This is a genomic window from Methylobacterium variabile (assembly GCF_001043975.1).
Lineage (GTDB): Bacteria > Pseudomonadota > Alphaproteobacteria > Rhizobiales > Beijerinckiaceae > Methylobacterium > Methylobacterium variabile.
The window spans coordinates 1-13284 of sequence record NZ_LABY01000043.1; the positions used below are offsets into that span (position 1 = coordinate 1).

Consider the following 13284-nt stretch of genomic DNA (forward strand, 5'->3'; position numbering starts at 1 on the left):
TCGTCGATCCGATCGACGGCACCCGCGCCTTCCTGTCGGGGGATCCGGACTGGTCGATCGCCGTGGCGCTGCTGGCCCACGGCGAGCCGGTGCTCGGCCACGTCGCCGCCCCGGTCACCGGCACCCTCTACGAGGCCGTGGCCGGGGAGGGGGCGACCAAGGACGGGGTGCCGATCCGGGTCTCCGGCCAGACGGCGGTGGCGGGCGCCCGGGTCACCGGGCCGAAGCCGATGGTCGACCAGCTCGAGCGCCGGCTCGGCCTCGGCGGCACCCCGGACGCGCTGGTGCGCCTGGCCCGCATTCCGTCGCTGGCCCTGCGCCTGGTGCGGGTGGCCGAAGGGCTGGTCGATGTCGGGCTGGTGTCGTCTGATGCCCGCGACTGGGACCTCGCCGGCGCCGACCTGATCCTGCGCGAGGCCGGCGGCGCGGTCGTCGACCTCGGTGGCCGCCCCCCTCTCTACAATCAGCGCGAGCCGATTCACGGCGAGCTCGTGGCCCTGCCGCTGGCCCTGCGCGAGGCGGTGCTGGCCGGTCTCCGGTGAGCCTCACATCGAGCCGCGCTTCTCCAGTGCGGTCTTCACCTGCTTGAGCTGATCGAACACCGCGCCCGGGGTGGTGCCGAGGGCGGCGAAGCCGGCATTGACCGCCCAGTATCCGGCGAACAGGATCAGCGGCACCAGGATCCAGCCCAGGATCTCCTCGCCGATCTTGCGCCGGCGCCGGCGCTGCCGCCGCTTCTCGCGGCGGGTGGCCTTGACGGGAGGCGGGCTCACCGTTTCGGCCGGGGCGAGGGGGCCCTCGTTGAGATCACCGCTCATGGGGATCGTCTCGCGTCTCCTGGCGCAGGACGGGGGCGCTCCGGCCCGGCCCTGCGGATCCATCACCGAAGCCTCCGCGTCCCGCTCCGCGGGATCAGGCTTCAAACGCGCATCCCGGCGGGGAGGCCCCGCCGGGATGCGCGCGTCTCGTCGGGCGTCATACACGGGAGGCGGGCCGGGATCGAGGGGGCATGGCCCCCGCGATCCCGCAAGCCCGCGTCAGGCCCGCACCAGCGGCACCTTCGGCACCGTGCGGACCCCGCCGCCACCGCCGCCCGAGCCGCCATCCTTCGGCTTCTTGGGCGCGGCACGGGGGCGCTTCTGCTTCTTGGCCGCCTTCTTGGCCGCGATGGTCACGTCCTTCTCGGGCCGCGGCGTCACCGGGCCGGCCGGGAAGACGAAGCCGAGGCTCGGCTTCTCGCCCTCAGGCCGCTTGACGATCACCCGGACGGCGCCGCCGTCCTTGAGCTTGCCGAACAGCACCTCGTCGGCGAGCGGGGTCTTGATGGTCGACTGGATCAGGCGGGCCATCGGGCGGGCGCCCATGGCCTCGTCGTAGCCGTTCTCGACCAGCCAGTCCCGCGCCTCGTCGGACAGCTCGATGGTGACGTTGCGGTCGGCGAGCTGCGCCTCGAGCTGGAGGACGAACTTGTCGACGACCTTGGCCACCACCTCCTTCGGCAGGTGGCCGAAGGACACGGTCGCGTCGAGGCGGTTGCGGAATTCCGGGGCGAACAGGCGGTTGATCGCCTCCTGGTCGTCGCCGGTGCGCTTGTTCTGGGTGAAGCCGAACGCCGCCTTGGCGAGGTCGGCCGCGCCCGCATTCGTCGTCATGATGATGATGACGTTGCGGAAATCGACCTGCTTGCCGTTATGGTCGGTCAGCTTGCCGTGATCCATCACCTGCAACAGGATGTTGAACAGGTCCGGGTGGGCCTTCTCGATCTCGTCGAGCAGCAGCACGCAGTGCGGGTGCTGGTCGATGCCGTCGGTGAGGAGACCGCCCTGGTCGAAGCCGACATAGCCCGGAGGGGCGCCGATCAGCCGCGAGACGGTGTGCCGCTCCATGTACTCCGACATGTCGAAGCGCAGCATCTCCACGCCGAGGCTGGAGGCCAGCTGCTTGGCCGCCTCCGTCTTGCCGACGCCGGTCGGTCCGGCGAACAGGTAGGCGCCGATCGGCTTGTCGGGGTCGCGCAGGCCCGCACGGGCGAGCTTGATCGAGGCGGTCAGCGCATCGATGGCGGCGTCCTGGCCGTAGACCACCCGCTTCAGGTTGTCGGTGAGGTGGGCGAGCACCTCCGCGTCGTCCTTCGAGACGGTCTTCGGCGGGATGCGGGCCATCGTGGCGATGGTCGCCTCGATCTCCTTGACGCCGATGGTGCGCTTGCGACGGCCCTCCGGCACCAGCATCTGCGAGGCGCCGGTCTCGTCGATCACGTCGATCGCCTTGTCGGGCAGCTTGCGGTCGTTGATGTAGCGGGCCGACAGCTCGACCGCGGCCTTCACCGCCTCGGTCGTGTACTTGAGCTTGTGGAACTCCTCGAAGGACGGGCGCAGGCCCTTGAGGATCTCGATCGCGTCCGGGATCGACGGCTCGTTGACGTCGATCTTCTGGAAGCGGCGAACGAGCGCCCGGTCCTTCTCGAAGTACTGGCGGTACTCCTTGTAGGTGGTCGAGCCGATGCAGCGCAGCGCGCCCGACGCCAGAGCCGGCTTCAGCAGGTTCGAGGCGTCCATCGCGCCGCCCGAGGTCGCACCGGCGCCGATCACCGTGTGGATCTCGTCGATGAACATGATGGCGTTCGGATGCGCCTCTATCTCCTTCATCACCTGCTTGAGGCGCTCCTCGAAGTCGCCGCGGTAGCGGGTTCCGGCGAGCAGCGTGCCCATGTCGAGGGAGAAGACGGTCGCGTCCGCCAGGACCTCCGGCACCTCGTGCTGGATGATCTTGCGGGCAAGCCCCTCCGCGATCGCGGTCTTGCCGACGCCGGGATCGCCCACCAGCAGCGGGTTGTTCTTCTGCCGGCGGCACAGCACCTGGATCGTGCGCTGGACCTCGGTCTCGCGGCCGATCAGCGGGTCGATCTTGCCCTCGCGGGCCTTCTTGTTGAGGTTGACGCAGTAGGCGTCGAGGGCGTCGCCCTTCTTCTTCTGGGTGCCGCGCTCGTCCTCGGGGCCGCTCGGACGTTCCGTCGGACCCTCCTCGTCGGCGCCGCGCACCGGCTTGCCCTCGGACAGGCCGGGCCGCTTGGCGATGCCGTGGCTGATGTAGTTGACCGCGTCGTAGCGGGTCATGTCCTGCTCTTGCAGGAAGTAGGCGGCGTGGCTCTCGCGCTCGGCGAAGATCGCCACCAGCACGTTGGCGCCGGTGACCTCCTCGCGACCGGAGGACTGGACGTGGATCACGGCGCGCTGGATCACGCGCTGGAAGCCCGCCGTGGGCTTCGCGTCCTGCCGGCCGTCGCCGGTGAGGTTGGCAAGCTCGGTGTCGATGTACTCGACGAGGTTGCGCTTCAGCAGGTCGACGTCGACGTTGCAGGCCCGCATGACGGCAGCCGCGTCCTGGTCGTCGACCAGAGCCAGCAGGAGATGCTCGAGCGTCGCGTATTCGTGCCGGCGCTCGCCGGCCAGCGCCAGGGCGCGGTGGAGAGCTTGTTCAAGGCTGCGTGAGAAGCTGGGCAAAGCGGGCCTCTTAGCTGGTGCCTATTTCTTTTCCATGACGCATTGCAGAGGATGTTGATGTTTCCGAGCAAAGTCCATGACCTGCGTCACCTTGGTCTCGGCGACCTCGTAGGTGAATATGCCGCACTCTCCGACGCCGTTCTGGTGGACGTGCAGCATGATGCGAGTCGCGTCCTCGCGCGACTTGTTGAAGAATCGCTCCACCACGTGGACGACGAACTCCATCGGGGTGTAGTCGTCGTTGAGGAGCAGCACGCGGTAGAGGTTCGGCCGCTTGGTGCGCGGCTTCGTCCGCGTGATCACGGCGGTTCCCGATCGCCCGTCGCCGTTGCCGTTCCCGGGGGCGCGGGGATTGGCCGCGACCGGCCTGGTGGAGGGTTCTCCCTGCCTCGGGACCTGAGCCATCTGAATCGTACCGACCTCACCTTTGGCGACCGCGCCGAACCGTGCCGGCCCCCGTCTCGCGGGGGCTCGGCGGCTTGTCGCGGGACGGCAGCCTAACACGTCGGCCGCCGGTGCCGAGCCTAATCTATAGGCCGAGTCCGCGCTCCGCCAGTCGGCTGCGCGCTCTTGTCGTGCAGGGTCCCGAAACGCCGAGCGACCGGCACGGGGAGCCCGTGCCGGTCGCGGCCATCGTCGGTGATCCGGCGTACGCGACGCGGGGGCGGGCGGCCCGGCGGGCCGCCCGCGCCGGTTACGCGGCGTCCTTCGCCTCGTCGAAGGCCTTGTTCGTCTCGGCCTCGACCTTGCTCAGCCCGTCCTTCGCCTTGTCGAAGGCGCGGTCCTGGGCCTTGAAGGCCTGCTCCTGGGCCTTGGAGACGAGGCCCTCGAACGGCTTCGCCATCTCCTTGGCGAGGTTCGTGTAGAGCTCGGTCATCTTGGCGCTCTGGGCGACGAGACGCTCGTAGGAGGTCTTCAGGTACTCGGTCTGGATCTCGAGCGCCTTGTCGAGCGAGCGCACGCCGGCGAGCTTCTCGAGGGTGGCGGTGCCATGCTCGAACGACTGCTTGGCGAAATCGGTGGCCTCGACCGCGATCGCCTGGCTGGCCTTCGACAGGGTGCCGAAGCTGCGCAGCATCGCGTCCATGCCGTCCTTGCTGAACTTCTGGGCCGCCTCGGCCTGCTTCTCGACCTGCTGGCTGATGTTCTGCTGGTTCATGGTCTGGCGTGGCACCCCGGGCGGGCGCCCCTCCTCGCGCGGCTGACGGGTGGCGGGGACGCCCGCGCGTCGCGCCCCGCTGGCGGCAATATGTGCACTGCACAAAATTCGTCAAGGGTTCATTGTGCGACGCACAATCAGGAAAATCGGAGCGTCGGAATTCGCCTCCCATTAACCCGGGCGTAACCGCGCCTGCCTAGCCTGATTGACAGTGATGCCGCCGCGCCACGCCGTCTCGCTGGGCGCCGTCGGTCCAGGGCGCCGCCCCTCGCCGCGGGCGCCCTCTCAATGAACGGGGTATGTGCGTGATGGGGTGCGTTCACGGCCAATATGGACCTGCGCTTCCGGCCGTGCTCGCGGCCGCGGCAGTGCTGACGGCGCTGACCGCGTCGCCCGCCGAGGCGCGCCGGCGCGCCCATCACGGCGGCGGGGGCTACAATCCGCCCTACGCTGCGATGGTGGTGGACGCCAAGACCGGCCGCGTGATGCACGCGGTCAACGAGGACGCCCTGCGCCACCCGGCCTCGATCACCAAGGTGATGACCCTCTACCTGCTGTTCGAGCAGCTCGAGCGCGGCAAGATGGACCTCGACACGCCACTGCAGGTCTCCGCCAACGCCGCCCGGATGCCGCCCTCGAAGCTCGGCGTGCGCCCCGGCTCGACCATCACGGTCGAGGAGGCGATCAAGGCGCTGGTGACCAAGTCGGCCAACGACGTCGCCTGCGCCATCGGCGAGAACATCGCCGGCTCCGAGCCGGCCTTCGCCGAGATGATGACCCGCAAGGCCCACGCCCTCGGCATGTCGCGCACGCACTACGCCAACGCTTCCGGCCTGCCCGATTCCGACCAGATCACCACCGCCCGCGACCTGACGATCCTGGCCCGCGCGATCCAGGACCGGTTCCCGCGCTACTACCGCTACTTCCAGACCCGCTCCTTCGCCTTCAAGGGCCGGGTGATCGGCAACCACAACCGGCTGCTCGGCCGGATCGAGGGCGTCGACGGCATCAAGACCGGCTACACCCGCGACTCGGGCTTCAACCTGATGACGTCCGCCCGCAGCGGCGACCGCCACATCGTGGCGGTGGTGCTCGGCGGCAAGTCGGGCGCGAGCCGTGACAACATCATGGCCAAGCTCGTTCTGGCCAACCTGCCGGTGGCCTATGCGGGCGCCCGCACGACGCCGCCGGTGGTGGAGGTGGCCGAGCGGCCGCGCCCCGCCGTGGTGGCGGAGCGGCCCGTCGCCACCCGCACGCTCGTCGCCTCCGCCGACGTGGACGACGGGGTCGAGACCACGAACTCCACCGGCCAGCCCCTCGACATCGCACCCCGCGGCGGCGCGACGCCGAAGTGGCGCGCGGGCGCGCAAGGGGCTGCCGTGCCGGCGAGCGCCCAGGCCTACGCTTCCACCGGCGGCGCGGCGGCGTTCCCGGCCCCGGGGCCCGGCGCGAAGTTTGCCTCGCGGCTGCCGGCGTCCGAGCCCGGCGAGGCCCGGGCCCCGTCCCCGCGCGAGGCCGCCCCGGCGCAGAAGCCCGTGACGGTGACGCCCTGGGTGATCCAGCTCGGCGCCATGGACGACGAGGGCAAGGCGAAGTCGATGCTGGCCGAGGCGCGCCAGCGCAGCGGCGGCGCGCTCGCCAAGGCCGCTCCCTTCACCGAGCGGGTGACCCATGGCGGCACCACGCTGTTCCGCGCCCGCTTCTCCGGCTTCTCCGAGGCCGAGGCGGCCCAGGACGCCTGCCGGGCGCTCAAGCGCAGCGGCTTCACCTGCTTCGCGACGCGCAGCTGAGCCGGGGCAGGTCCCGGGCCCCCAAATCGCTGGCCCGTCGGGAGCGTCCCTCCCCGCGAGCCCTTTCGGCCCCGGGACCTGTCCCGGGATCGGTGGGGCGAGACCGACGGGGGGAGGAGAGGACCGCCGAGCCGCGATCGGCGGAGGCGCGCAAGGGCTTACCCACCACCGAAAACCATTCCCCGCCTCGGCGCGTCCCTGCCGCGGCATCGTCGACACGCGCGTGGAGTATCAGCGATGTCGGTTGAGCAGAAAATCCTTGGCCGCGTTGACGCGGGCCGCCAGGTAGTCGGACCCGCCCTGGTCCGGGTGCAGCCGTTTCATCAGGGTCCGGTGCGCCCGGCGCACCTCCTCGAGGGGCGCCCCGCGCTCAAGCCCCAGGATCTGATAGGCCTCCTCCTCCGTCATCGCCCCTGGCTGCGCCGCGCCGCGCGGCCGAGGGTCGCCGTGAGCCTCAGCGTCTACGCGCCATCCGGCAAACCGGCGGTCCAGATAAGCCTCTAGCAGGCGGGCGCCATCGGGGTCGGTGGCACGGCACTCGGACAGGAGCGCGGTGAGGCGCGGAAGTGCCAGGCCGTCGAGCGCCTGCCCGGCGAGGGAGCCCGCCAGCACCGTGCCGCGCATCGCGCCGCTGGCATGGTCGAGCTCCATCTCCAGCATGGCGGAGCGGACCCGGGAGGTGGCGCTCGCGCGCTGCGGGCCGAGCCCGCCGAGGCCGAAGGGGAGGGGAGGCATCTGGCGCCAGCCGAGGAGCCAAGCGCCGCCGAGGCCGACCGCCGTCGCCATGTCGAAGCGCCCGCGCAGGAAGAGGAGGGCCGCCGCCGCGAGCGCCAGCCAGCCGCCGCCCTGCCGGATGAGCCGCGCGAGGACGGACGGGCTCGCCGTCGAGGCGTGGCGGCCGAGCCACCACAGCCCGACGAGGACCAGGACACCGAGGCCGAGGGCGATCATCCGCTGTGCTTCACCCCTGGCTTCACCCTATCGACCTCCACCCGCCGCGCGGACGCTGCGACCCTACCCGCCGGTCATGCCGGCGAGGAGCCGGCGCGCCGCCGCATCCTCATGCGCGGCCAGGCGCAATCCGTCGAGTCCCCCCGTGGCGTAGATCGCCGCGGCGCGCAGGAGCGCGGCGAGCACCTCCGGCGCCGCGGCGTCGAACCGGGCGGCCGCCCCGCCGCTGAGACGGGCGATCTCGGCGAAGCCCGCGGCGGCTGCCGGATCGTGGCCCTCGTGGAAGCAGAAGGCCGGGAGCCCGAGGAGGCCGAGTTCGCCCGCGACGCCGCAGAGGTCGTCGAGGTCCTCCTCGACGGCATCGCCGACCAGCACCAGCGCCTTGACCGGCCCGCGCCCGGCCTCGTTGCGGGCGTGGCGCAGCACCCGGCCGATCTGGGTCCGGCCGCCCTGGCAGGCGACCGCCTGCATCAGGCCGGTGAGGGCCCGGGCATCGGCGACGAAGCGCGAGGCGCGGCACTCCGCGAACCCGCGGAAGTAGACGAGCTGCACCGCCAGCCCGCCGAGCCGGGCCGCGGCCTCAAACATCCCGGCCTGGACCCCGCAGGCGAGGTCCCAGGTCGGCTGCCGGCTCATGGTGGCGTCGAGGGCGAAGATCAGCCGCGGCGCGTCCCCGGCCGGCGGGGCGACCCGCCGCGCCGCCTTGAGGAAGGCCTCGACCGCCTGTCCTGGCGAGCGGTCGAGATCGCGGCCGGACCCGCCCACGGCCCGCCGCTCAGTGCCGCCGGATGGTGCTGGCGGTCAGCGCGTGGACGGAGAACAGCCCGTCCGGATCGGTCCAGACGCAGGCATGCTCCCAGCCGGCCCCCCGGGCGAGGGCGCGGAAGCCCGGCACCGTGTACTTGTAGCTGTTCTCGGTGTGGATCGTCTCGCCCGAGGCGAAGTGGAACGGCACCCCGGCCACGGTGACGAGCTGGCTGCGCCGGCTGACGAGGTGCATCTCGATCCGCGCCAGGTCCTCGTCGAAGAAGGCGTGGTGCGAGAACCCGTCGAGGTCGAAATCCGCCCCCAGCTCCCGGTTGATGCGGGTGAGCAGGTTGAGGTTGAAGGCCGCCGTCACCTCGGCGGCGTCGTTGTAGGCGGCGTCGAGCACCGCCTTGTCCTTCACGAGGTCGATGCCGACGATGAGCGTGGCGCCGTGGCCCAGCGTGCGGGCGAAGCTCCCGAGCAGCCCTGCGGCCGCCTCGGGCTCGAAGTTGCCGAGGGTCGAGCCCGGGAAGAAGCCGGCCTTCGGCGCGCCGGCCAGGTCCTCCGGCAGGGCGAAGGGCTTGGTGAAGTCCGCCGCCACCGGCTCGACGCGCAGGCGCGGGAAGTCGCGGCCGAGCTCCTCCGCCTCGCTGCGCAGGAACTCCTCCGAGACGTCCACCGGCACGTAGGCGGCGAGGTCGGTCAGGTGCGGCAGCAGGCGGCGCACCTTGGCGGTGGAGCCGCTGCCGAACTCGACGAGGCCTGAGCCCGGCGGCAGGCGGGCGGCGATCTCGGGCCCGTAGCGGTCGAGGATCGCGAGCTCGGTGCGGGTAGGGTAGTACTCCGGCAGGCGGGTGATCGCCTCGAACAGCTCCGAGCCGCGCCGGTCGTAGAAGTACTTGGCCGGGAGCTGCTTGCGCGGGGCGCGCAAGCCCCCGAGCACGTCCTGCAGGAAGCTCCGGTCGGCGGCGGGCGCGGCGGCGGGCGCGAGGTGGGGGATCGGGGCGTTCACGGGCAAACTCCGATGTCGGGCGGGCGCCGCAGGGCACCCGGGTCGAGGCGCGTCGGGCCGCGCCTCACTCGCCGTACTGAGATAGACGCAGGCCGGTGAACTGCCAGCGCTGGTGGGGATAGAAGAAGTTCCGGTAGGTCGGGCGGCTGTGTCCCGCCGGCGTCGCCACCGAGGACCCGCGCAGCACGAACTGGCTGACCATGAACTTGCCGTTGTACTCGCCGAGCGCCCCCGGCAGCGGCCGATAGCCCGGATACGCGCTGTAGGCGCTGCGGGTCCACTGCCAGACATGGCCGAAGGCGGCGTCGAGGGATCCCGACGCGGCCTCCCACTCGGCCTCGGTCGGCAGGTCGCGCCCGGCCCAGCGGGCGAAGGCGTCGGCCTCGTAGTAGCTCACATGCGTCACCGGCAGGGCCGGATCGACGGGACGCAGGCCCGCCAGCGTCATGCTGGACCAGACGCCGTCCTGCTGCCGCCAGTAGCCCGGCGCCTCCCAGCCCTCTGCTTGCGCCGCCACGAACCCGTCGGAGAGCCACAGCTCCGGCTTGGCGTAGCCGCCGTCCTGCATGAACTCGAGCCACTCGCCGTTGGTGACGAGGCCGCGCGCGAGGCTTGCCGGTCGCAGCAGCACGTCGTGGCGCGGCTCCTCGTTGTCGAAGTGGAAGCCCTCGCCCTCGTGGCCCATCCGCGTCACCCCGCCGTCGAGGGCGATGCGGCCCGGCTCCTGCGACAGCACCGGCCAGCGCCAGGCCGGATCGTAGGCCGGCAGCAGCGGGTTCTGCGCGAAGGCGTGCAGGATGTCGGTGAGCATCAGCTCCTGGTGCTGCTGCTCGTGGTGCAGGCCGATCTCGACGATGCCGACGATCTCGGGGATCTGCGCCTCCGCCGCGCCCGCGATCAGGTCCGCCACGGCGCGGTCGACGTGGGCGCGGTAGGCCGTGACCTCGTCGCAGGTCGGCCGGGTGACGAGGCCGCGGCTGATCCGGGGCGCCCGCGGGCCCGCCTGCACGTAGTAGGAGTTGAACAGGTAGAAGAACCGCTCGTCGAAGACGCGGTAGCCCGGCACCCGCTCCTTCAGCAGGAACTGCTCGAAGAACCAGGTCGTGTGGGCGCGGTGCCACTTGGTCGGGCTCGCGTCCGGCATCGACTGGATCTGCTGGTCCTCCGGGGAGAGGGGGGCGGCCCGGCGCTCGGTCTCGTCGCGGACGTGGCGGAAGGCCGCGATCCAGGCGCCCCGGTCGACCGGGCGGGCACCGACGGGGGGCGGGGGGAATGCGGGGCGCGTGTCGGAGACCTGCGCGGTCGCAGTCGCTGCCATCGGATCTTCCCTCGTGCGTAGACGAATTGCCCACGCTCAACGCGGAACGGAGGAACTCGTTTCTCCGGCGCGGCGTTACCGCGCAGCTTGGCGCTGCCGGGGGTGTGCGCTGCGGGAAGAGCGGGGCCATTTTGCCGCCGCAGTGACCAAGCCTTAACGACCACGCCGGACTCTCCCGGCAATCCTCCGTCTGCCTCTCGGTCAAAACCCCATGCGGTTCGATCTGATGGCCGGCACTGCGGCGGCGCCCCTGGCGCCGATCACGCGCGCGCCGGTGGTTCTCGTGTTCGATTCCGGCCTCGGCGGCCTCACGGTGCTGGCCGAGGTGCGGCGCGCCCGGCCGGATGCCCGGGTGGTCTACGCCGCCGACGACGCGGCCTTCCCGTATGGCGGCCTCGCCGAGCCGGTGCTGGTCGAGCGGGTGCTCGCCGTGATGGAGCGGCTGATCGCGGCCCACGCCCCCGACCTCGTGGTGGTGGCCTGCAACACCGCCTCGACCCTGGTGCTGCCGGCCCTGCGGCGGCGGTTCGACCTGCCCTTCGTCGGCACGGTGCCGCCGATCAAGCCGGCGGCGGCGGCGACGCGCTCCGGTCTCGTCAGCGTGCTCGCCACCCCGGGCACCGTGCGGCGCGACTACACCCGCGAGCTCATCGACACCTACGCGGCGGGCTGCTCCGTGACGCTCGTCGGGGCGACGGGCCTCGCCGCCCTCGCCGAGGCGGCGCTCTCCGGAGCGGCGGTCTGCGACGCCGACCTCTGGGCCGAGATCGGTCCCTGCTTCGTCGAGACGCCGGCGGGCCGCACCGACGTGGTGGTGCTCGCCTGCACCCACTACCCGCTGCTGCTCGCCCGCTACGAGCGCATCGCCCCCTGGCCGGTGACCTGGATCGATCCCGCCCCGGCAATCGCCCGGCGCATGACCCAGCTGATCGGCGGCCCGGTGCGCCAGCCGGGCGGAGATGATCTCCCGGGCCCGGTCCTCGCCGCCTTCACGGCCGGCGACCGGCTGACGGCGTCCCTGCGGGCGGCGCTCGGAGACCGCGGCATCGCCGAGGTCGCGGTCGAGGCGATGCCGCTCGTGCTGCAGTGAGCGTCGGACGGCCGGCGATGCTCGCCGCCGGATTGCTGCTCGCCCTCGTGGCTCTCTACGGCGCCGTCGTGGCGGCGTTCTGGTGGTTCCAGCGCGACCTGCTCTATCCGGGGCAGGGCGGTCCCGTTCCGGCGACCGCGGCCCGCCTGCCGCCGGAGGTCTCGGGTATCGCGGTCGCGACGCCGGACGGCGAGCGCCTGCGCGCCCTCTGGCTGGCGCCCGCGCCGGGGGCCGGCGTGGTGGTGAGCTTCCACGGCAACGCCTCGCTGCCGGAGTGGCACGCGGAGCGGTTCGCGGCCGGACCCTGGCGGCCGCACGGCTGGGGCGTGATGGCGCCGGCCTATCGCGGCTATCCGGGCTCGACGGGGCATCCGAGCGAGGCCGGCCTGATCGCCGACGGGCTCGCGGCCCTCGCCGAGGCGCGCAGGCGGGCCCCCGGGGCGCCCGTCCTGCTGCACGGCCATTCCCTCGGGGCTGCCGTCGCGGTCGCGGTGGCGGTCCGCGCCGGCGCGTCGGGCGTCCTGGGGCTCTACCTCGAGGCGCCGTTCGACTCGATGACCGCGATGGCCCGCCACCATTTCCGCTTCCTGCCGGCGGGCCTTCTCGCCGATACCTGGCATTCGGACCGGATCATCGGCACCGTCGCGGTCCCGATCCTGATCGTCCACGGGGAGGCCGACCCGGTGATCCCGGCGAAGTACGGCGCCCGCCTGGCGCGGAGCGCCGGCGCCGAGGCGTCCTTCGTCGAGCTGCCGGGCGACCACGTCTCGATCCTGGGAAGCCGGGACGGGGAGGCCGAGGCGCAGTTCCGGCCGTTCCCCTAACCAATCTCCCGACTCTTGACCGCGTGAGCCCGGTCGCTTATGAGCGCCCGGTTCGCGGGGCTCTGGATCGGGGCCCCGCGGCATTTTGCGCACCCGCGAGCGGCTCGTCACGGCCGCTCTGTCGCCCCGGGATCGGGGGGAGGAGGGCGCGTTCCTCTCATACGTGATGCGATAAGTTCTCAGAGGACACGCGATGTCGAAACGCGTTCAGGCGAAGCACAAGCTCGATCGCCGCATGGGCCAGAACATCTGGGGCCGCCCGAAGAGCCCCGTGAACCGCCGCGAGTACGGCCCGGGCCAGCACGGCCAGCGCCGCAAGGGCAAGATGTCCGACTTCGGCACGCAGCTGCGCGCCAAGCAGAAGCTCAAGGGCTACTACGGCAACATCACCGAGAAGCAGTTCCGCCGCTACTACGCCGAGGCGATCCGCCTGCGCGGTGACTCCGGCGAGAACCTGGTCGGCCTGCTCGAGCGCCGCCTCGACGCGGTGGTCTATCGCTCGAAGTTCGTGGCGACCCCCTTCGCCGCCCGCCAGTTCGTGAACCACGGCCATATCCGGGTGAACGGCGTGCGCGTCAACATCCCGAGCTACCTCGTGAAGCCGGACGACGTGATCGAGATCAAGGAGTCGTCCAAGCAGCTCGAGATCGTCGTGGTGGCGAGCCAGCTCGCCGAGCGCGACGTGCCCGACTACATCGAGGTCGATCACGGCAAGATGACGGCACGCATGACCCGCGTCCCGACCCTGTCCGAGGTGCCCTACCCGGTGCAGATGGAGCCGAACCTGGTGATCGAGTTCTACTCGCGCTGATCGCGCGACGCGGACCGAGAGCTTGCAGAAGCCGCCCGAGAGGGCGGCTTTTCTCGTTTCATACCCTCGCGCCTTGGCA

Annotated in this window: 13 protein-coding genes; 5 read left to right on the top strand and 8 right to left on the bottom strand. The window is 71.7% G+C overall.

Annotated elements, in window-relative coordinates; genetic code table 11:
- On the top strand, nt 1-542 hold a 542-nt coding region (locus VQ02_RS07200), incomplete at its 5' end, for an inositol monophosphatase family protein (RefSeq protein WP_048443493.1).
- 3 nt (nt 543-545) lie between these two features.
- On the opposite strand, the gene VQ02_RS07205 is transcribed toward VQ02_RS07200, so the two are convergent.
- From VQ02_RS07205 to VQ02_RS07220, 4 genes are all read right to left on the bottom strand, one after another.
- On the bottom strand, nt 546-818 hold the full coding sequence (locus tag VQ02_RS07205) for a hypothetical protein (RefSeq protein WP_048443494.1): 273 nt from the start codon (nt 816-818) through the stop codon (nt 546-548).
- Nucleotides 819-1037: 219 nt separating this feature from the next.
- A complete protein-coding gene (gene clpA / locus VQ02_RS07210; RefSeq protein ID WP_048443495.1) occupies nt 1038-3503 on the bottom strand; it encodes an ATP-dependent Clp protease ATP-binding subunit ClpA in 2466 nt (821 codons plus the stop codon).
- A 21-nt stretch (nt 3504-3524) separates the two neighbouring features.
- Nucleotides 3525-3908 carry an ATP-dependent Clp protease adapter ClpS gene (clpS, locus tag VQ02_RS07215; RefSeq protein ID WP_048443496.1) on the bottom strand — a complete coding sequence of 128 codons (384 nt, stop codon included), beginning with the start codon at nt 3906-3908 and terminating at the stop codon, nt 3525-3527.
- Between the two features lie 289 nt (nt 3909-4197).
- Complete coding sequence (locus VQ02_RS07220; protein ID WP_342447812.1) at nt 4198-4677, bottom strand: phasin family protein; 480 nt, start codon at nt 4675-4677, stop codon at nt 4198-4200.
- Nucleotides 4678-4970: 293 nt separating this feature from the next.
- Here VQ02_RS07220 and VQ02_RS07225 point away from each other — a divergent pair, with 293 nt between their 5' ends.
- Nucleotides 4971-6452 (top strand): D-alanyl-D-alanine carboxypeptidase, encoded by a 1482-nt coding sequence (locus VQ02_RS07225; protein WP_048443504.1) that lies wholly within the window; start codon nt 4971-4973, stop codon nt 6450-6452.
- 231 nt (nt 6453-6683) lie between these two features.
- On the opposite strand, the gene VQ02_RS07230 is transcribed toward VQ02_RS07225, so the two are convergent.
- The 4 genes from VQ02_RS07230 to egtB form a co-directional block, all read right to left on the bottom strand.
- Nucleotides 6684-7403, bottom strand: a complete 720-nt coding sequence (locus VQ02_RS07230; RefSeq protein ID WP_048443497.1) for a DnaJ domain-containing protein — start codon at nt 7401-7403, stop codon at nt 6684-6686.
- A 63-nt stretch (nt 7404-7466) separates the two neighbouring features.
- Entirely contained in the window at nt 7467-8168 is a 702-nt protein-coding gene (locus tag VQ02_RS07235; protein ID WP_048443498.1) for a hypothetical protein, read from the bottom strand.
- A 10-nt stretch (nt 8169-8178) separates the two neighbouring features.
- Nucleotides 8179-9162, bottom strand: a complete 984-nt coding sequence (gene egtD / locus VQ02_RS07240) for an L-histidine N(alpha)-methyltransferase (RefSeq protein WP_048443499.1) — start codon at nt 9160-9162, stop codon at nt 8179-8181.
- Nucleotides 9163-9226: 64 nt separating this feature from the next.
- Nucleotides 9227-10480 (bottom strand): ergothioneine biosynthesis protein EgtB, encoded by a 1254-nt coding sequence (gene egtB / locus VQ02_RS07245; protein ID WP_048443500.1) that lies wholly within the window; start codon nt 10478-10480, stop codon nt 9227-9229.
- 211 nt (nt 10481-10691) lie between these two features.
- Here egtB and murI point away from each other — a divergent pair, with 211 nt between their 5' ends.
- From murI to rpsD, 3 genes are all read left to right on the top strand, one after another.
- Entirely contained in the window at nt 10692-11570 is an 879-nt protein-coding gene (gene murI, locus VQ02_RS07250; RefSeq protein WP_048443501.1) for a glutamate racemase, read from the top strand.
- A gap of 17 nt (nt 11571-11587) precedes the next feature.
- Nucleotides 11588-12394 carry an alpha/beta hydrolase gene (locus tag VQ02_RS07255; protein ID WP_048443502.1) on the top strand — a complete coding sequence of 269 codons (807 nt, stop codon included), beginning with the start codon at nt 11588-11590 and terminating at the stop codon, nt 12392-12394.
- A gap of 193 nt (nt 12395-12587) precedes the next feature.
- The gene (gene rpsD, locus VQ02_RS07260) at nt 12588-13205 is read left to right on the top strand and encodes a 30S ribosomal protein S4 (RefSeq protein ID WP_048433566.1); all 618 of its coding nucleotides are present in this window, start codon (nt 12588-12590) and stop codon (nt 13203-13205) included.
- Nucleotides 13206-13284: the final 79 nt, after the last annotated feature.